The organism is Arthrobacter sp. FW306-1B-F12A (assembly GCF_058781865.1).
In genome coordinates this window covers 20,192-38,030 of sequence record NZ_JBYSXD010000003.1, presented here as the reverse complement: position 1 = coordinate 38,030, position 17,839 = coordinate 20,192, and the positions used below count along the sequence as shown (strand labels likewise).

Below are 17,839 nucleotides of genomic sequence, written 5' to 3'. Positions count from 1 at the left end.
CATAAGTTCTACTACACAGAAAGCGCCCCGGGGCACGTATTGCCAAACATTTCCGGGGCGCTTCCTATTGTTCACTCGAACAGTATTTTGTTCGGCGTCAGGCGAGAATTCCGGCGGCGGATTCGGCGGCCGTTCGCACCTCGCCAGCGCCTACAAGACGGTCTGCCGCTTCCAGTTCAGGTGAGAGGAAACGGTCAGTTCCGGGACCGTCGACGACGCCGCGCAGCACCTCGATCACGGCGGTGCCGGCAGGCCCCGGAGTGAGTTCTCCACCGGACAGTTTGGTGCGGATGTCGAGGGCGCGGGCGCTCGTCACGAGTTCCACGGCCAGGACGCGGCGCAGGTTCTCGATGGCCTTCCGGAGCTTGCGGGCAGCGTGCCAACCCATGGAGACGTGGTCTTCCTGCATGGCGGAGCTCGGGATGGAGTCCACCGACGCCGGGACGGCCAGCCGCTTGTTGTCCGAGACGAGGCCGGCCTGGGTGTACTGGGCAATCATGAGGCCAGAGTCCACTCCGGGATCGTCTGCGAGGAAGGCCGGGAGTCCGTGCGAGCGGGCCGGGTCCAGCATGCGGTCCGTGCGGCGCTCGGCGATGGAGGACAGGTCCGCCACGGCGATCGCCAGGAAGTCCAGGACGTACGCCACCGGGGCGCCGTGGAAGTTTCCGTTGGAGGACACGCGGCCGTCCGGGAGCACCACGGGGTTGTCGATGGCTGCAGCCAACTCGCGGGAGGCCACGAGTTCGGCATGCGTCACGGTGTCGCGGACCGCGCCGGCCACCTGGGGTGCGCAGCGGAGCGAGTACGCGTCCTGGACTTTGGTGTCGTTGACGCGGTGCGAAGCAACGATCGGCGAGTTGGAAAGCACCCGAAGCATGTTGTCCGCGCTTGCGGCCTGGCCCGGGTGGGGCCGCAGGGCCGCGTGCAACTCAGGCAGGAACACCTGGTCGGTGCCGAGCAGCGCCTCGACGCTGAGCGCCGCGGTGATGTCCGCCGTCGTAAGCAGCAGGTGCAGGTCGGCGATGGCCATCAGGAGCATGCCGAGCATGCCCTCGGTGCCGTTGACGAGCGCGAGGCCTTCCTTTTCCGCGAGGACCACCGGCTCGATGCCGTGCGCGGCGAGGAGTTCGGCAACCGGCTTCTTTCCGGCGGCGCCGTAGAGCTCGCCGTCGGGGCCGGTGGCTTCGCCTTCGCCCATCAGGACCAAAGCGCAGTGGGACAACGGAGCGAGGTCGCCCGAGCAACCCAGGGAGCCGAATTCACGGACTACCGGGGTGATGCCGGCGTTGAGGACGTCCACCATGGTCTGCAGGACCACGGGACGAACGCCCGTGCGGCCCGAGGCCAGGGTCTTAGCACGCAGGAACATGATGCCGCGGACCACTTCGCGCTCCACTGCCGGGCCCATGCCTGCGGCGTGGCTGCGGATGAGCGACTTCTGCAACTGGGTGCGGAGTTCATTGGGGATGTGGCGGTTGGCCAGGGCGCCGAAGCCCGTCGAAACGCCGTACGCCGGAACTTCGCTGTGCGCGAGGCCGTCGATGTGGGCGCGGACCTTGGCAACAGTGTCCAGGGCTTCCTGGGAGATGGTCACCTTGGCGTCGTAGCGCGCGACGGCGACGACGTCCTCCGGCGTGACTCCGCTGGAGCCGAGGGTAACGGTCAGCGGTTCGTGGGTTGTTAAAGTCATTTTTCCTCGTTCTTCCCAACTAGCTCGCAGTTGTTGTCGTTTTGGGGTCCCATAACGACATCTAATGCGAGTTAGTTGGGGGTGTGGGGTCTGGTTAGCGGGTTTCTTCCATGGGGATGCGGACGCCGCGTTCGTGGGCGACTTCGATGGCGCGTTCGTAGCCGGCGTCGGCGTGGCGGATGACGCCCATGCCGGGGTCGTTGGTGAGGAGGCGTTCGAGTTTCTGCGCGGCGAGCTCGGTGCCGTCGGCGACGGAGACCTGGCCGGTGTGGATGGAGCGGCCGATGCCCACGCCACCGCCGTGGTGGATGGAGACCCAGGTCGCCCCGGAGGACGCGGCGGTCAGGGCGTTGAGCAGGGGCCAGTCGGCGATCGCGTCGGAGCCGTCCTTCATGGACTCCGTTTCCCGGTACGGGGACGCGACGGAGCCGGAGTCCAGGTGGTCCCGGCCGATCACGATCGGGGCCTTGACCTTGCCCTCGGCGACGAGCTGGTTGAACAGCAGCCCGGCCTTGGCGCGTTCCCCGTAGCCCAGCCAGCAGATCCGGGCCGGGAGGCCTTCGAACTCGACGCGTTCGGCGGCGGCGTCGAGCCATTTGTGCAGGTGGGTGTTCTCCGGGAACAGTTCCTTGATCGCGGCATCGGTGACGGCGATGTCTTCGGGGTCCCCGGAGAGCGCGACCCAGCGGAACGGGCCCAGTCCTTCGCAGAACAGGGGCCGGATGTAGGCCGGGACGAAGCCGGGGAACTCGAACGCCCGGCCGTAGCCGCCCTTGCGGGCCTCGTCGCGGATCGAGTTGCCGTAATCGAAGACCTCGGCCCCGGCGTCCTGGAACTCGACCATGGCCTGGACGTGCCGGGCCATGGAAGCCTGGGCTTTCTTGGTGAACCCTTCCGGGTCCGCTTCGGCCTCGGTGTGCCACTCGTCCACGGTGATGCCTTCGGGCAGGTAGGAGAGCGGGTCGTGCGCGGAGGTCTGGTCCGTCACGACGTCGATGCTGATCTCCCCGGCCCGGTGGCGGGCCAGGAGTTCGGGGAAGACTTCGGCGGCGTTGCCCACGTAGCCGACGGACCAGCCGCGGCGCTCGGCCTTGGCGGCCTGGACTTTGGCGATCGCGGTGTCCAAGTCGGTTTCGACCTCGTCCAGGTAGCGCTTGCCGACCCGGCGGCGCAGCCGGGACTCGTCGACGTCCACGATCAGGCAGGCCCCGTCGTTCAGGGTCACCGCCAAAGGCTGGGCCCCGCCCATGCCACCGCACCCGCCGGTCAGCGTCAGCGTCCCCGCCAACGGGCCCTCGGTGGAACCCTCCGGGGCCGGAGCCGGGTGGCGGGCAGTGTCATGCCTTGCGGCCCTGAGTTTGTTCCCGACGGCGGCGAAGGTTTCGTAGGTGCCCTGCAGGATGCCCTGGGTGCCGATGTAGATCCAGGACCCGGCGGTCATCTGCCCGTACATCATCAGGCCCTCTGCCTCCAGGCGGCGGAACTCGGGCCAGGTCGCCCAGTCCCCCACCAGGTTCGAGTTGGCCAAAAGCACCCGCGGCGCCCACTCATGGGTGCGGAACACGCCCACGGGCTTGCCGGACTGCACCAGCAGCGTCTCGTCCTTCTCCATGGTCTCCAGGGTCCGGGTGATCGCGTCGAACGCGGCCCAGGACCGGGCAGCCCGGCCCGTGCCGCCATACACGACCAGGTCATCCGGACGCTCGGCAACCTCCGGGTCCAGGTTGTTCATCAACATGCGCAACGGCGCTTCGGTCTGCCAGCTCTTCGCGGTCAGCTCCGTGCCGCGCGCGGCCTTGACCGGACGGGCTCCGGTAGTGAAATCAGCGGGTGCCATGATGACTCCTTCGTCTCTGGAGGTTGCTAGGTGGAAGTTCCTTCTGTATCCAGTAGAGCCCCTCCGCAAGGGACTTGGAATGGCTTTATGGAGGGTGCTGTCCGGAATACCAGACTTAACTGACTCGCAGTTGTTGTCGTTATGAGCGCCCAAAACGACAACAACTGCGAGTCAGTTGGGATTGGGGGTCGGGTTGGTGAGCAGGGCGGGGTTGGGTGCGGCGGGCTAGGACGGGCGGCCGTGGATGCGGATCGAGAGTTCGTCCGCTGTCTTCTGGATGCGGGCGGCCAGTGCGGGCCACTCCTCCACCGGCACCCGGTCCTCGAGGAATGTCACGGCGACTGCCGCCGTCGGCCATCCCAGATGGTCGGTGACGGCGGCGGCCACAGAACCGAAGCCGGGCGTGACTTCGCCGTGTTCGGTGGCGTAGCCGCGCTGCCGGACCTGGTCCAAATGCGAGGACAGGGCCGAGTACTTCATGATGGGCGATTCCATTTCATGCCGGGCCGTAAAGGCTGCAGCATTCGGGTACAGGGCCCTGACCTGCGATTTTGGCAGGGCGGCCAGGATCGCGCGGCCACTGGCCGTGAGGTGGCTGGGAAGCCGGACCCCGACGTCGGTCACGAGGGACGGGCGGTTCTTGGCCCGCTCCTCCACGATGTAGAGCACATCGCGGCCGTGCAGGACGGCCAAGTGTGCGCTTTCGCCGATCGCATCCACGAGGGCGGCGAGCATGGGGCGGCCGAGCCGCGACAAAGGCTCTTGCCGCGAGTATGCCGAACTGAGTTCAAAGGCGCTGATCCCCAGCCCGTAGCGCTGCTCCTCATGAAGGTGCAGGACAAAGCCGTTGGCCTCCATGACGCCAAGCAAGTGATAGACGCTGGAACGGGGCAAGCCCAGCGCCGTGGCGATATTGGACGCTGCCATCGGGCCACGCCGGGACGCGAGCAACTTCAGGATGCGCAGGGTGTTCTCGGCGGCCGGGACTTTGGAAGCGGCCCGGCCTTGGGTGGACGGCTGTGTGGTCATGGCTCCTCTTCGAGTGCACGGTAATGCCCGGCCCGCCCTTCTGCCACAAAGCCGGCAAGGCGGGTGTCCGGGATCCCGTACTTAAGCGTGCGCCCCACCGAGCGGATAGGAAAGCCAATCAGAACATTAAGGTGTCTGGAATACCAGACAATTGTGCATGAAACAACCAGTCCACGGCGCAGCGTCTGAGAACCGAGACAACGATGTCCCGTGAGGCCCATCACAGCATGCTGCGGAATGGTCTGCTGGTTAACAGTCCACCCCTCCCAATGACGAGAAGGTATTCGTATGCAGCAAGCCCCAACAGCCGTCAGGACGCCGGCCGCCAAAGTCGTCGAAGGTGTCGAAGGCGCGGTAACAACCGTTCTCAGCCGCGGCCTCAATGTCCGCCACATCCGCTTCATGGCGCTCGGTTCGGCCATCGGGACAGGCCTCTTCTACGGTTCGGCGTCCGCGATCCAAAAGGCCGGCCCATCGGTTCTCTTCGCATACATGATCGGGGGCGCCGCCGTCTTCATGGTGATGCGTGCCCTCGGCGAAATGGCCGTGCGCCACCCCGTCTCAGGCTCGTTCGGCCAGTACGCTAGCCGCTACCTCGGACCGCTGGCCGGGTTCATCACCGGCTGGACCTACGTCTTCGAAATGGCCATCGTGGCGATCGCGGACGTGACGGCATTCAGTATCTATATGGGCTTCTGGTTCCCGCAGGTGGACCGATGGATCTGGGTCCTCGCGATCATCCTCCTCCTCGGAGCCATGAACCTCCTGAGCGTCAAGGTCTTCGGCGAGCTCGAGTTTTGGTTCTCGCTCATCAAGGTCGTAGCGATCATCGCGATGATTGCGGGCGGTGCTGCGATCATCGTGTTCGGCTTCCAGTCCGGCAACAGCGGCGTGGCACCGGGGCTGGGGAACCTCGTTGACCATGGCGGCCTGTTCCCCAACGGTTTCGAAGGGCTCCTGGCCTCGTTCGCCGTCGTCATGTTTGCGTTTGGCGGGATCGAAACGATCGGCATCACCGCAGGCGAAGCCGCAGACCCCAAGAAGGTCATCCCGCAGGCCGTCAACACCGTCCCCGTGCGTGTGCTGCTGTTCTACGTCCTGACGCTCGGGGTGCTCATGAGCTTGTTCCCCTGGAATGAAATCGGGAACAACGGCAGCCCGTTTGTGCAGATCTTCAGTGGCCTCGGCATCCCAGCGGCGCCCCACATCCTCAATGCCGTTGTCATCACCTCGGCACTGTCAGCCATCAATAGCGACATCTTCGGCGCCGGACGCATCCTCTTCGGGCTTTCCCAGCAGGGACACGCTCCGAAGAGCTTCGGCAGGATCTCAAGGCATGGTGTTCCTTGGATGACCGTGGTCCTCATGGGCGGCATCCTGCTGGTGGGCGTGGTGCTCAACGCGGTCATCCCCGAGGACGTGTTCCTCGTGATCGCATCCATCGCCACCTTCGCGACAGTGTGGGTATGGGTCATGATCCTCGCCTCGCACGTCGCCATGAAGCGCGAAATCAAGCGCAAGGGACTTCCGGCGTCGGAATTCGCGTCGCCGTGGTGGCCCGCCGCGTCCGTGGTGACCATCGCCTTCATGGCCCTGGTGATCGTGATCCTTGGCGTCTTCGAGGACACTCGCGTGGCTCTGTACGTAGGCGCCGTGTGGCTCGGACTGCTGGTGCTGGCCTACAAGCTCTGGGTCCGCGGCGGCGGGCGCCTGCGCGCCGACCTCGTCGACGAAACAGCCTCGATTCCCATGGTCGCCGAGCGCCCATAGCGTCTTGAGGAGGAGGACGACGACGGCGGCGGCGCGCCACGAGCCATCGACCGTCACCGCAGGCCAGCGCTATCATCAGGGATGGTTCCGTTCACCAACCTCCTGGCGTTTGCGCTGGCCGCACTGGTCCTCATCGCACTCCCCGGTCCCAGCGTCCTGTTCGTGATTGGGCGTTCCCTCGCCCTTGGCCGCAAAGGCGGGCTCCTGAGCGTGCTCGGAAACGCCCTCGGCATGGTTCCGCAGATCATTGCCGTGGCGCTGGGGCTCGGCGCGATCCTTGCGCAGTCGATCGTGCTGTTCACCATCATCAAGTTCGGGGGCGCAGCGTATTTGGTCTACCTCGGGGTGCAGGCGATCCGCCACCGCGGCGGGCGTTCGACGGCGACTGGTCCAGCGCCGGCGCGGTCCATGTGGCGGCTCATCCGCGAGGGTTTCATCGTTGGTGCGAGCAACCCGAAATCGATCGTGTTCTTCGTGGCTGTGCTGCCGCAGTTCGTGGACTATTCGAGCGGCAGCATTCCGCTTCAACTCGCCGAACTCGGAGCTGTTTTCCTGGTGATCGCCCTCATCTCCGACAGCATCTGGGCCCTCGCAGCGGGCACGGCACGCCACTGGTTTGCCCGCTCGCCGCGGCGGATCTCCACCCTGGGTGCCATGGGCGGCGTCATGATGATCGGGCTCGGCGGGACGCTGGCGCTCACAGGCGCCAAGTCTTAGGGCCGCAGGACGGGGAGCAACCGCGGACTCAGCCGGCGGGAAGCCAATCCACGTGCGAGTCCGAGTCGTAGACCCGGCAAACCCGCACGCTGTCCTGGGCAGGACCATCAACCAGTTTGAGGGTGACCTTCATGAGGATGTCGTACGACGACAGGCCGGAGGCCGCCGTTGACTGCACCGGGTTCCCGGAGAACGCGATGGACACCACTGAAAATGGCCGGGGCACCACCGTTCCGGTCACAATTGAGGAGTGGGCGGCATCGCTTTGCAGCCGGGCGCTGCAGCTGTCCTTGATGCGTTGGATCCCCGCTGCGTCGAGGCCCTGCTGCACAGGAGCGGGAACCGCGGGAGCCGGAGCCGGCGCAGCTGGCGCCGGCTCGGGGGCATCGGGCTTGGCACTCGTCGGCGAAGCAGGGACCGGGGCTTGACTTGAAGGCGCAGCACTAGCGGAAGCGCTGGCAGAGGCGACGGCGGCTGACGCTGAAGCGGTGGCACTCGGCGTCGTGGCTGGCGTCTTGGTGGGACCGGGCGGAGAAGCTGCCGCACTGACGGTGGCTGACGGCGGGGCGCCGGCAATCGAGGTAGATGATGTCTGCGTCGCGTTGAGGGTGATCGCCCCTGCCAGCCCGACCGCCACCACACCTGCAACGACAATTCCTGCTTTTGCCGCTCGTCGCATTGTTCCCCCCTCCCAGACCTGACGGAACATTTGCCTTGAGCGTATGGACTGTTCACCCGGCCTGGCATGCGTAACCCCTACCCGTCTTTTGACCGGACTACTCGGATCACCACTTGCTCGCCCTGGGGTCCTTGTCCGAGTAGTGGTCCAAGTGACGTGAGTGGCCCGTGGGCCATAACGGGTGCAAGTCACTCATGTGTTGCGTGTGGTCCACGCCTACCGTTGGAAGATCGCGACTTGCAAAGGAGTGATTCCGATGTTCGATCCTTACTCAAGGCACGCTGCTCGGATGCGCAAGCAGCGCCGCCATGCGCTGGCTTCGCGACTTTGCCAGATATTTACCAGGGCAGCCACGCAAGCCAAAAGCAGTGCTTCCCCTTTCAAGGTGGGCGACTACGTAGCTGGCGACGACCCCTTCAACGGGTCCCAGGAAGGGGTGGTGGCCGTCATCAAAGGCCCATCGATTGGCTTGAGAACCGTCGTGCCGAGGGGCGGCACCCTGGTCTACTACGACTACCGCCAATTGAGGAGGCCCTGGTGAATATGTCCGCCGCCGGCGTTCCAGCCAACCGGTTCATGACGATCGCCGAGGTTGCCGAGGCCCTGCGGGTATCCAGAATGACCGTCTACCGCCTCGTGAACTCGCACGCCATCCACGCCGTGCGGTTCGGGCGGTCATACCGCGTTCCGGAGTCGGCGGTGGAATCCTACATTGAGCACTCGGCGGTGGACGAGGCTGAGCCTAAGGCAGCCGGGGAGCCGTAAGGGTATTCGGTCCAACCGAGTCGCGTTCCACTGGCGGGCATTCAAGCTTTACCACAGGGCTGCCCGCCGGTTCGTCAACGCCGAGCAGCAAGCGCACGCCCGCGGCGCCAAGCTCGTAGTGCGGCAGCGCGACGGTGGACAGCGGCGGCCGCATGTGCGCCGCGATGACTTCCTGGTTGTCGAACCCCACCACGGCCATGTCCTCGGGAATGGACAGCCCCCGTTGCTTCAGCCCGTCGTAGAGGCCCATGGCCATACGGTCGTTGTAGCAGAAGACTGCCGTGACATCGCGTTTGAGGAGCTCCTCGACTGCTCCGTAGCCGCCCTCCTGGTCAGGATACGCGTCGAACACGAGGTGCGGATCGAAGGCGATTCCAGCAGATTCGAGCGCTTCCCGGTAGCCCTGGAGGCGTCCGTCCTTCGCCGGAGCAGGAATCGTGGCGTTGATGAAGGCGATCCGTCGGTGCCCCTTGCGCACAAGGATTTCAGTGGCTTCCCGTCCGCCGTGGACTTCGTCCGGGACCACCGCCAGGGCGTCGGAGTCCGGGGAGAAGCAGTTCACCAGCACGAAGTCAGTCTCTTGCAACGCAGCGGGGATCTTGGTTGGGCGGTGGAACCAGGTGGAGTACAGGATGCCGCGAACCTTGTGCTCGAGCATCATCGAGATGGCGTCTTTTTCCACGGGCTCGTCGCCCTCCGTGTTGGCGACCAACAGCACGAATCCGTGTTTCCACGCTTCGTCCTGGGCGCCGTGGATGATTTGCCCAGCGAAGGGAGTGGTGGCGATTGCGTCAGCGACGAGTCCGATGAACCGTGAACTGCCGCTCACGAGGTTCTTCGCGAGGGCGTTCGGGCGGTACCCCAGTTCGCGGATGGTGTCCAGGACGCGTTTGCGGGTCGCGGCGCCGATCCTGGCGTCTTTCTTGTTGTTGATAACGAGGGAAACCGTGGCAACGGAGACTCCAGCCCCTTCCGCTACCTCCCGCATCGTCACCGGATGACTCGCCCTCGGAGTCGATGGATGCGAGGGGTTCACCTCGGGTTCTTTCAAGCTTTTTTCAGACGTCATTGGCCCTCCTCCCACAGTCTATCCAGAGGCGGCTTTCTCACCCCTTCGTCGCCCCGCTCTCGAGGCCCTGGATCATCGCCTTGTTGAGGACGAGGAACACGAGCAGCAAAGGAGTGATGGTGATGCAGACAGCGGCGAATGTCGCTGTCCAGTCGACCTTGCCCATTGCTCCGATGTAGTTCTGCAGCCCCAGTGGGATGGTCTTGAGCCCTTCGGACAGAACGAAGGTGTTCGCGAAGATGAAGTCGTTCCAGATGAAGATGCTGTTCACCAGGACCACTGTCACCACCGTGTTGGTCGAGAGCGGAAGGGTGATCAGCCCGAAGATCCGGTACGGGCCGGCGCCGTCCAACGACGCTGCCTCGTAGGTCTCGCGGGGAATGTACTCAAAGAACGACGAAAAGAGGTAGATCGACATGGGAAGGGCGAACCCCGCCAGGGGGATGATCATCGATTGGTAGGTGTCCAGCAGGTTCACGGACGAGTAGTCGATGAACAGCGGCACAAGCGCGATCTGCACCGGCACGATGATGCCGATCAGGAAGAGGCCCCGGACGAATTTGCTGAACCGGAATCCGAGGACCTGCAAGGCATAGGCTGCCATCATCCCGAGAAGGACGATCAGGAGGTTAGCGCCCATCGTGACGATGAAACTGTTCAGGATGTTCTGGCCGAGGTTGCCGGTCTGGAACGCACGGACGTAGTTGTCGAAGCTGATCGAGCTCGGCAGCGCAAAAGGATCACCGGTCGCGAAGTCGTGCTCATTGCGCAGGCTCGTGAGGAACAGCCAGGCGAGGGGGTAGACCTGCACCACGACGATGAGGACGATCAGCACCCTCGACAAGCTTCGGAAGGCGTTTGGTTTACGCCGCCGACGTCGGGGCGCCGGCGGGCTTGGCGGGGCCGGGTTGTTTGGTGGAGCAGGGATCGGCCGGTTAACCGGGGCTGTTTGCGCGGTCATGCGTCAGCCTTTCGTTTGAGCATGAGCAAGATGAATCCGACCGCGACGAGGCACTCCACCACGATGAAGACCGAGATGGTGCTGGCGTAGCCGAAGTCGGTGCTGGTGAATGCGGTTTTGTACATGTACGTCGTCAGGAGCTCCGAGGACTGGCCGGGACCGCCGTTGGTCATGAGGTACGGGATATCGAATCCGCGCAGGCCGTAGGTTGTTGCCATGATGGTGGTGGTGATCCACACCGGCCTGATGTGGGGGAACCTGATCTTGGTGAACAGCTGCCATCTGTTGGCGCCGTCCAGGCGTGCCGCTTCTTCAAGTTCCTGCGGGACGGCGAGCAGCGCCGCGTAGATGATGAGCATGTAGAGTCCCGTGAACCGCCAGCCTTCGGGTGCCGAAACTGCCGCGAGGACAGTATTGACGTCGGAAAGCCAAGGGCGCTCGAGGCTGCCGAGGCCGATCCAGCCGAGGACTTGGTTGAGGAGACCCACCGGATCGATCGAGTAGATCCGTACGAAGAGGAAGGCGATGGCCACCGTCGAGATCACCGCAGGCAGGAGATACAGGGTTTTGACGAGCTCGCGGCCTCTTCGCAGCGAGGTCAGGAGGCTGGCGACGAACAACGCGCCGCCCAATTGGAGGACGAGGCAGATGGCGAGGTAGCCGAGGGCGTTGAAGAAGGAACGCCAAAACACGCCGTCACCGGTGAGCATGTGCACGTAGTTCGCGAAGCCCACGAACTCCATGTCACTGATGCCGTTCCAGGAGAAGAAGCTGAGGAATAGCGATTGCAGGATCGGGAACAGCACTGCAACGCCGTAGAGAAGCAGCGGCGGGAGCAGGAAGACCAAGACCGAGAGTCGTGATCGATTGGGAAGCATGGGAGGGCCTTTCGGGTGGGGGGGGGGGGGCCTGGGCCCCCCACCGCTGCGTCTTATTTGAAGAACTTGGGAGCGTTCTGTGCGATGGTGCTATCCATCGTGCTGGTGAACTCGGCAGGCTTGACGTTGCCCTGGGCCAAGAGCACGAGCTCTTGCTGCAGCCTGCTGTTGGTGGTCGGATCAAGCTGCGTGTCCCAAGGCATCGCGAGCTTCGATCCGAGATCCTTCGCCTGGTCGATCGCCTTCTTGTACAGCGGCGTGGCGTTGGCTGGAATCGTCGTTTGGACATTCGTCGTCGGCGAGAGGGCGCCCGTGGCCGCGTATTCCGAGGGGTACTTGGCGAGGGCGAACTTCAGGAAGTCGCTCACGAGCGGGTCGAAGGTCTTCGAGTTGACCGCCATGCCGATACCTGAGGTTGCCACGTACTCGTTGGCGGCCGTCGCGGAACTCGGCGTGGCCGGAAGCGTGAAGTAGTCGACGTCGTTACGCACCGCCGGGTTCAGCTTGTCGGTCGCGAGGCTGGGCAGTTCCCAGGTACCGATGTTGTACATGGCGGCCTTGCCGGAGGTGAAGAGATTCTGGGCGTCGGAGTAACCCTGCGAGGAGAAGCCGTCCTGAAAGCAACCTGCCCCTCCGAGCTGGCTTATCCAGTTGACTGTCTTCTGGCCGGTGGCGTCGCTGAACTTCGCGTCACCCTTCTTGAGCTTCTGCACGAAGTCGGGTCCGGCGTCGCGGAAGGGCTGGTAGGAGACGTAGCGCTCAAGGGGCCACTGGTCCTGGCCGTCAAGGGCGACGGGCGTGATCCCGGCCTTGCGCAAAGCCGTGCACATCGCGGGGATGTCGTCGAGTGACTTCGGCACTGATACTCCAGCCTGCTGGAAGAGAGCCTTGTTGTACCAAAAGTACTCGAGCTCGAACTGGAACGGGACCATGTAGAGGGATCCGTCGTCGAAGCGTTGGTAATTCAGTGCGTTCGTCCGGTAGCTGTCGTAGACACCGAGGTCCTTGAGCAGCTTCTCGGCATCCACCATCTTGCCCTGCTTGGCGAGTTGCTGGGCGAAGGGCGTGGCGTCCGTGTCGAACAGCTCCGGGAGCTTGTTCGCGGCAGCGAGGGTTTCGTACTTCTGGATGTAGGAGGGCCGGTCAGGGGTGGTGATCAGGTTGAGGGAAAAGCCGGGATGGGTCTGGGCGTACTCGTCGGCCACCTTTTTCATGACGTTGATGACTGCACCGTCTGCCGGCCGGGACAGAAGCCACGAGATTTGCCGCGGTTTGATGTCCCCGGTGGGGTTGACGTTGGAGGCGCTGCCTGCCCCTCCACCGCCGCAAGCGGAGAGGGCGAGGGCTGCGGCCGCTGCTACGGCGGCCGTTCTTATGAGTTTCTTCATGGGGGAAAATCTCCTTTGATTTGAACGGAGGTCTGGCGCTGGGTATTTAGTTGTCTGTGCGCTTACGTATCTCAAGATCGGTGAGAGTTGCGGTGCCTTCACCGGCGAATACGCCGATGCGGCCGTCCGGTAGCCCGTAGATCCGGGTACTGAGGGCGACCTGCCGGTCGACGACGGCGACGCAGAGGTCCCCGTCGACGACAAGTTCGAGGGTGTGCTCTCCGGAGGCCAGCTCGCAGGGGCGTTCCAGCTCGATCTCGAAGGGGACATCCCCCGAGACGTGCCATTGCGCGTCGCCGCTGATTTCGCGGGGCCATCGGTCGAACACCATGCGGCCGCGCTTCGGTTCCAGGCGGATGATGTAGGACTCGTCTCCGTCCGCGCTGGAGCGGAACAGCAGGCCGCATTCGCTGGTATCGGCTTCGATCTGCAAAACCGCCCGGGCGTAGAACTGGCGAGGGAGGACCTCATCGGACACCATGGCGGTGTACCCGTCTGGAGCATGCAGTACCAGCGGAAAGTCATCCCCGAGGGATACCGGGATGTCGTCCCAGAAGCTCTCGACGAGTTCGTCGGCGAGGGAAAAAGCGAGGGTGCCGTCGTCGTTCTGGCGGGCCTCGAGGACGGACATCGTGCCCGCCCACTGCCAGGCGCCGTCGTCGTGGTTGCCCTCCTTGCTGGCGACCCAGCCGAAGAAGAACCGGCGACCGTCCCGCTCGGCCGTCTTCGAGGCATAGAAGGCGCGGCCGTCAACGCTGTCCCGCGGCGGCACGATCCAAGGCCCATCGGGACTTTTCGCCATGCGGTAGCGGGTGGTGAAGGACTCGGAGAATTCCGAATAGACCAGGTACCACCAGTCGCCCCAGGCGAAAACGTCCGGGCATTCGTGCGTGATGTACCGGCGGGGATCCCAGAACGGCTCGGTGTGCTCCCAATCCATCAGGTCCGGGGAAACGCATTGGGCGATCAGCCCACGACGGCGGTCCGGGCCGTCCGCGTGCCGCGCGGCCAGCAGCATCCGCCACAGGCCGCTGGCCTCGTCCTTAAAAACGAAAGGATCGCGCCAGTCGCCGGATTCATAGCCGGCCGGGGCGCCGAACGTCAGTTCCGGATGCTTGATCCAGGTCAGCATTCCGTCCGTGCTCGTGGCGTGCATGACGAGTTGCAGGGGGGCACCGTCGGAGCCGAGGTGCCGGGGATTCTGTCCGGTATAGAACAGGTGGTGCGTCCCGGACTCGTCGCACACAACACTGCCCGTGTAGGCGTTGAAGTCCGCTTCGCCCTCTCCGCCATGGTGCAGCGACACTCCATGGTCCTCGAATCGCGTGAGGTCCTTGGTGGTCACGAGATTCCAGGACGTTCCCGGCTTCGGGTCGTTCCGCACCTCGTGCAGATAGAAAAGCCAAAACTCCCCGTCTTTCTGGAACGGGATCACGTCTCCGACCCATCCATCGGTGGGTTGGAAGAAGACTGAGTAAGTCATCGGCGTTGATGTCCATTTCTGCTAAAGCGTTTGATCACTGCAAGCGTAACCGAGGTCACACTTTTGATCAAGCGTTTAAGCAGATTGCTTTAGCGGACCGATCCTAGCGGTGCAGGATCAGCTCAGCGCGACGTTAGTCAGCGCACGACGGCGGTGCGGTGCGCAGTCAGGAAGTTGCCCAGACCGCGCGGTTCCGTCCGAGGGACTTGGCCTGGTAGAGCGCGTTGTCGGCGGCCACGATCATATGGTCCACCTCGGCGTTGGCGAGGGTGCTGGGAGCAATGCCATAGCTAACCGTCGGGAAGGTGACGCCGTCCGGTGGTTCTGCCGCGGCCAGACGGCGGCTGATTTCGTTGGCAATGATTTCCGCGCTCTCCAGGTCGGCCCCTGGAAGCAGAATGGTGAATTCCTCTCCGCCATACCTTCCGACGAGGTCTGTGTGGCGGACCGAAGCCTGGCACGCGGCGGCGAAGGCCTGGATGGCAGTGTCGCCCGCGGCGTGGCCATGGCTGTCATTGAGGGCCTTGAAATGATCGAGGTCGGCGAGGATCAGGGTGGAGATCGACCCCGCAGAGTGCAGCCTGTTGATTTCCTGGGTGGCCAGCTCCATGAAGGCGGTGCGGTTGAGGAGCCCCGTCAGGCCGTCCCGGGTGGCGCGTTCGTTGAGCCCGTTGATGAGCTGCTCGTTGCTCAGCGCAGTCATGCTGAAGGACACGGTGACCAGAAGCACGATAGTGACCACACTGGTGGTTGCCGAGCTGAGATAGGTGCCGAAGTCCGGGCCGTCGGGACCTTCCAGGACATAGGCGATTCCACGGCAGAGGAAGAACGACGCCAATACTCCTGCGGCGAGCGCCAAGGAGCGGTGGGCCTGTGAAACGCTGGGCTTCAACCGCCAGAGTTCAACCGTTGCCAGACCCATGCCCAAGGACATCATGGCCAAATACACCAGTCCGCCGGACCATGCGTTGGTGGCCGGGTTCTCCAGCGAGGCGGCCACCGCCGTGGCAACGGGTCCGGCGAGAAGCTGCCATCGCGGCGTTGGAAGCAAGCGAAGGGAACGCGAGCCGGCCCACACGCTGAACGCCCCGGCCACCAGCAAAGCGTTGCCGAGTGGCCCCGCCCAGATTTGCTGGGGAGTCCCGGCGAGCAGGTACGCCATATTCCCCGAGAGCAGGAAAACGAGGGCAAGGCACCACCAGCCGCTGTACGCGGAGCGGGTCCGGCGGAACGATCCGAAAAACAGCAGGCAGAGCGTAGACGCGACAATGCCCAGAGCTATCTTCAGGCTGGCCGGATCGAGACCCATATTTGCTCCCCTCGTGCGCACCAGCCTACGACATCGAGGGGCGGGTTAGCGGGCGGACCAACCCCCGTCCATCGTGTAGCTTGCCCCGGTGACCATGCCGGCGTCGTCGGACGCTATCCACGCTGCCAGCGACGCGACTTCCTCGGGCTCTACGAGGCGCTTCACGGCGGACTCCGTCAGCATGACCTTCGCCAGGACTTCCGATTCGGGGATGCCGTGCAGCAGTGCCTGGTCCGCGATCTGCCTTTCGACGAGGGGCGTACGCACGTATCCCGGATTGATGCAGTTGGAGGTGACGCCGTGCTGGCCGCCCTCGAGGGCCGTCACTTTGCTCAGCCCCTCGAGCCCGTGCTTGGCCGAGACATAGGCGCTCTTGAACGCCGAGGCCCGCAGCCCGTGGACCGAGGAGATGTTGATGATCCGGCCGAATCCGTTGGCGTACATGTGCGGGAGTGCGGCCCGGATAAGCAGGAAAGGGGCCTCGAGCATGAGGGTCAGGATGCGGCGGAAGTCCGCCGGTTCGAACTCCTCGATGGGAGCGACCTTCTGGATCCCGGCATTGTTCACGAGGATGTCGCAATCCAGGCTGAGTCCGGCGAGCGCCTCCGTGTCGAGCAAGTCGACGCCCCAGGCAGTGCCGCCCAGCTTGTCGGCGAGGGCCGCGGCTCCGGCGGCATCGACGTCGGCCACTACAACCTTCGCGCCGCGCGCGGCGAGGGCCGTGGCACATGCCGCTCCGATGCCCCCCGCCCCGCCGGTCACCAGGGCCTTGCGGCCCTCGAGGCTCATGCGCGGGCACCCATGGGGAGGCCGTGACGAACGGCATCGGCATTGTCAACGTCTTCCAGCGCCACACCGCGGGTCTCTTTGAGCGTCAAGACGACGACGGCGGTAATCGCGCAGGAGATCACCAGGTAGATTGCCGTGGGCATCCAGGATCCGGTGTCCTTGAGCCACTGGGTCGCCAGCAGCGGGGCCAGCGAACCGGCGAAGATCGAGGTGACCTGCGAGCCAAGGGAGACTCCTGAGTAGCGCATGCGGGTGGGGAAGAGCTCGGTCATGATGGCCGGCTGCCCTGCGTACATGAAGGCGTGCAGGCAGAGGCCGATGGTCACGGCGGCAACGATCACCGCGGGATTCTTGGTGTCGAACATGGGGAAGGCGAAGAACGGCCAGGTGGCACCGCTGATGGCACCGATCAGGTAAACCGGCTTGCGGCCCCAGGCGTCTGCCAACCGGCCGATCTGCGGGATGACCACGAAGTGGACAACGTGCGCGATCAGGAGGGCGAGCAGCAAGGACGAGGTGTCGTACTTGTCCACGCTCTTGAGGTACACGATGGAGAAGCTCACCACGAGGTAATACATGATGTTCTCGGCGAGCCTCAGTCCCATGGCCTGCAGGATGCCCTTGGGGTACTTACGGATGACTTCGCCGACGCCGTAGCTGATGGCTTGTTCCTTCTCCACCTGGGCCTTCGCTTCGAGGAAGATCGGGGCCTCGGTCACGTGGGTGCGGATGTAGTAGCCCACGAAGACGATCACTGCGGAGAGCCAGAAGGCCACGCGCCATCCCCAGCCGAGGAAGGCTGCGCTGCTCAGGGTGGTGGACATGATGAACAGGACCAGCGTGGCGAGGAGGTTCCCGACGGGAACCGCGGCCTGCGGCCAGCTTGACCAGAATCCGCGGGACTCCTTGGGGCTGTGTTCTGCCACCAGCAGCACCGCGCCGCCCCATTCGCCGCCCAGCGCGAAGCCTTGGATGAAGCGGAGTGCCACGAGCATGGCCGGCGCCCAGTAACCGAGGTCGGCGAAGCCGGGGAGGCAGCCCATGAGGAAGGTGGACACGCCGACAATCACGATGGTGAGCTGCAGCGTGGGTTTGCGGCCGAGCTTGTCGCCGATCTGGCCGAAGACGATGCCGCCCAGGGGCCGGGCCACGAAGCCCACCGCGTAGGTCAGGAACGCCTGGATGATGCCGTCGAGGTCGTTGCCCGTGGGCGGGAAGAAGTACTTGCCGAAAACCAGCGTTGCGGCCGTGGCGTAGAGGAAGAATTCGTACCATTCCACCACGGTGCCCACCATCGAGGCGGCGACGATCTTCTTGAGGCCTGCGCCTTTGCCGGTGGCGGCCCCTGCTGCGGAGCGTTGTCCTACGCTCATGTCCATCTCCTTAGTGTCCACACTGACACGCGTTGTGATCCACAACACGAAATGCTCCAATGAGTATTGCCGCACATCAGTGCTGCTTCAATGGCCAAAATG

The 17,839-nt window shown here is 64.3% G+C and carries 16 protein-coding genes; 4 read left to right on the top strand and 12 right to left on the bottom strand.

The genetic code is table 11. The annotated features are described in order from the left end of the window. Window positions 1-97: 97 nt before the first annotated feature. The 3 genes from hutH to AC3WJU_RS02305 all read right to left on the bottom strand — a co-directional run bounded on the left by hutH (window position 98) and on the right by AC3WJU_RS02305 (window position 4,556). Entirely contained in the window at window positions 98-1,690 is a 1,593-nt protein-coding gene (gene hutH / locus AC3WJU_RS02315) for a histidine ammonia-lyase (RefSeq protein ID WP_492259025.1), read from the bottom strand. A gap of 94 nt (window positions 1,691-1,784) precedes the next feature. Then, window positions 1,785-3,527, bottom strand: coding sequence for a urocanate hydratase (gene hutU / locus AC3WJU_RS02310; protein ID WP_492259024.1), 1,743 nt, complete (start codon window positions 3,525-3,527; stop codon window positions 1,785-1,787). 225 nt (window positions 3,528-3,752) lie between these two features. Beyond that, a complete protein-coding gene (locus AC3WJU_RS02305; RefSeq protein WP_059388453.1) occupies window positions 3,753-4,556 on the bottom strand; it encodes an IclR family transcriptional regulator in 804 nt (267 codons plus the stop codon). A 288-nt stretch (window positions 4,557-4,844) separates the two neighbouring features. Between AC3WJU_RS02305 and AC3WJU_RS02300 the strand changes: the two genes are divergently transcribed. Both AC3WJU_RS02300 and AC3WJU_RS02295 read left to right on the top strand, forming a co-directional pair. After that, window positions 4,845-6,326 (top strand): amino acid permease, encoded by a 1,482-nt coding sequence (locus AC3WJU_RS02300; RefSeq protein ID WP_284991076.1) that lies wholly within the window; start codon window positions 4,845-4,847, stop codon window positions 6,324-6,326. A gap of 81 nt (window positions 6,327-6,407) precedes the next feature. Then, entirely contained in the window at window positions 6,408-7,043 is a 636-nt protein-coding gene (locus tag AC3WJU_RS02295) for a LysE family translocator (protein WP_492259023.1), read from the top strand. 28 nt (window positions 7,044-7,071) lie between these two features. On the opposite strand, the gene AC3WJU_RS02290 is transcribed toward AC3WJU_RS02295, so the two are convergent. Continuing rightward, on the bottom strand, window positions 7,072-7,722 hold the full coding sequence (locus AC3WJU_RS02290; RefSeq protein ID WP_492259022.1) for a hypothetical protein: 651 nt from the start codon (window positions 7,720-7,722) through the stop codon (window positions 7,072-7,074). A 256-nt stretch (window positions 7,723-7,978) separates the two neighbouring features. Here AC3WJU_RS02290 and AC3WJU_RS02285 point away from each other — a divergent pair, with 256 nt between their 5' ends. After that, a complete protein-coding gene (locus AC3WJU_RS02285; protein ID WP_492259021.1) occupies window positions 7,979-8,263 on the top strand; it encodes a hypothetical protein in 285 nt (94 codons plus the stop codon). A 2-nt stretch (window positions 8,264-8,265) separates the two neighbouring features. Beyond that, the gene (locus AC3WJU_RS02280) at window positions 8,266-8,487 is read left to right on the top strand and encodes a helix-turn-helix domain-containing protein (RefSeq protein ID WP_059388450.1); all 222 of its coding nucleotides are present in this window, start codon (window positions 8,266-8,268) and stop codon (window positions 8,485-8,487) included. Here AC3WJU_RS02280 and AC3WJU_RS02275 read toward each other — a convergent pair. From AC3WJU_RS02275 to AC3WJU_RS02240, 8 genes are all read right to left on the bottom strand, one after another. Continuing rightward, window positions 8,465-9,556, bottom strand: coding sequence for a LacI family DNA-binding transcriptional regulator (locus tag AC3WJU_RS02275; protein ID WP_306960741.1), 1,092 nt, complete (start codon window positions 9,554-9,556; stop codon window positions 8,465-8,467). The genes AC3WJU_RS02280 and AC3WJU_RS02275 overlap by 23 nt on opposite strands. A 37-nt stretch (window positions 9,557-9,593) precedes the next feature. Continuing rightward, window positions 9,594-10,517, bottom strand: coding sequence for a carbohydrate ABC transporter permease (locus tag AC3WJU_RS02270; RefSeq protein WP_307052921.1), 924 nt, complete (start codon window positions 10,515-10,517; stop codon window positions 9,594-9,596). Next, window positions 10,514-11,395, bottom strand: coding sequence for a carbohydrate ABC transporter permease (locus tag AC3WJU_RS02265; RefSeq protein WP_059388447.1), 882 nt, complete (start codon window positions 11,393-11,395; stop codon window positions 10,514-10,516). Before AC3WJU_RS02265 ends, AC3WJU_RS02270 begins: the two co-directional genes overlap by 4 nt. Window positions 11,396-11,448: 53 nt before the next feature. Further along, window positions 11,449-12,783 (bottom strand): ABC transporter substrate-binding protein, encoded by a 1,335-nt coding sequence (locus AC3WJU_RS02260; RefSeq protein ID WP_307052922.1) that lies wholly within the window; start codon window positions 12,781-12,783, stop codon window positions 11,449-11,451. Between the two features lie 46 nt (window positions 12,784-12,829). After that, window positions 12,830-14,266 (bottom strand): glycoside hydrolase family protein, encoded by a 1,437-nt coding sequence (locus AC3WJU_RS02255; RefSeq protein ID WP_307052923.1) that lies wholly within the window; start codon window positions 14,264-14,266, stop codon window positions 12,830-12,832. Window positions 14,267-14,432: 166 nt separating this feature from the next. Further along, window positions 14,433-15,575, bottom strand: coding sequence for a GGDEF domain-containing protein (locus AC3WJU_RS02250; protein WP_307052924.1), 1,143 nt, complete (start codon window positions 15,573-15,575; stop codon window positions 14,433-14,435). Window positions 15,576-15,620: 45 nt separating this feature from the next. After that, window positions 15,621-16,364 carry a 3-hydroxybutyrate dehydrogenase gene (locus tag AC3WJU_RS02245; protein ID WP_306960732.1) on the bottom strand — a complete coding sequence of 248 codons (744 nt, stop codon included), beginning with the start codon at window positions 16,362-16,364 and terminating at the stop codon, window positions 15,621-15,623. Then, window positions 16,361-17,737 (bottom strand): MFS transporter, encoded by a 1,377-nt coding sequence (locus AC3WJU_RS02240; RefSeq protein WP_059388444.1) that lies wholly within the window; start codon window positions 17,735-17,737, stop codon window positions 16,361-16,363. Before AC3WJU_RS02240 ends, AC3WJU_RS02245 begins: the two co-directional genes overlap by 4 nt. Between the last annotated feature and the right edge of the window lie 102 nt (window positions 17,738-17,839).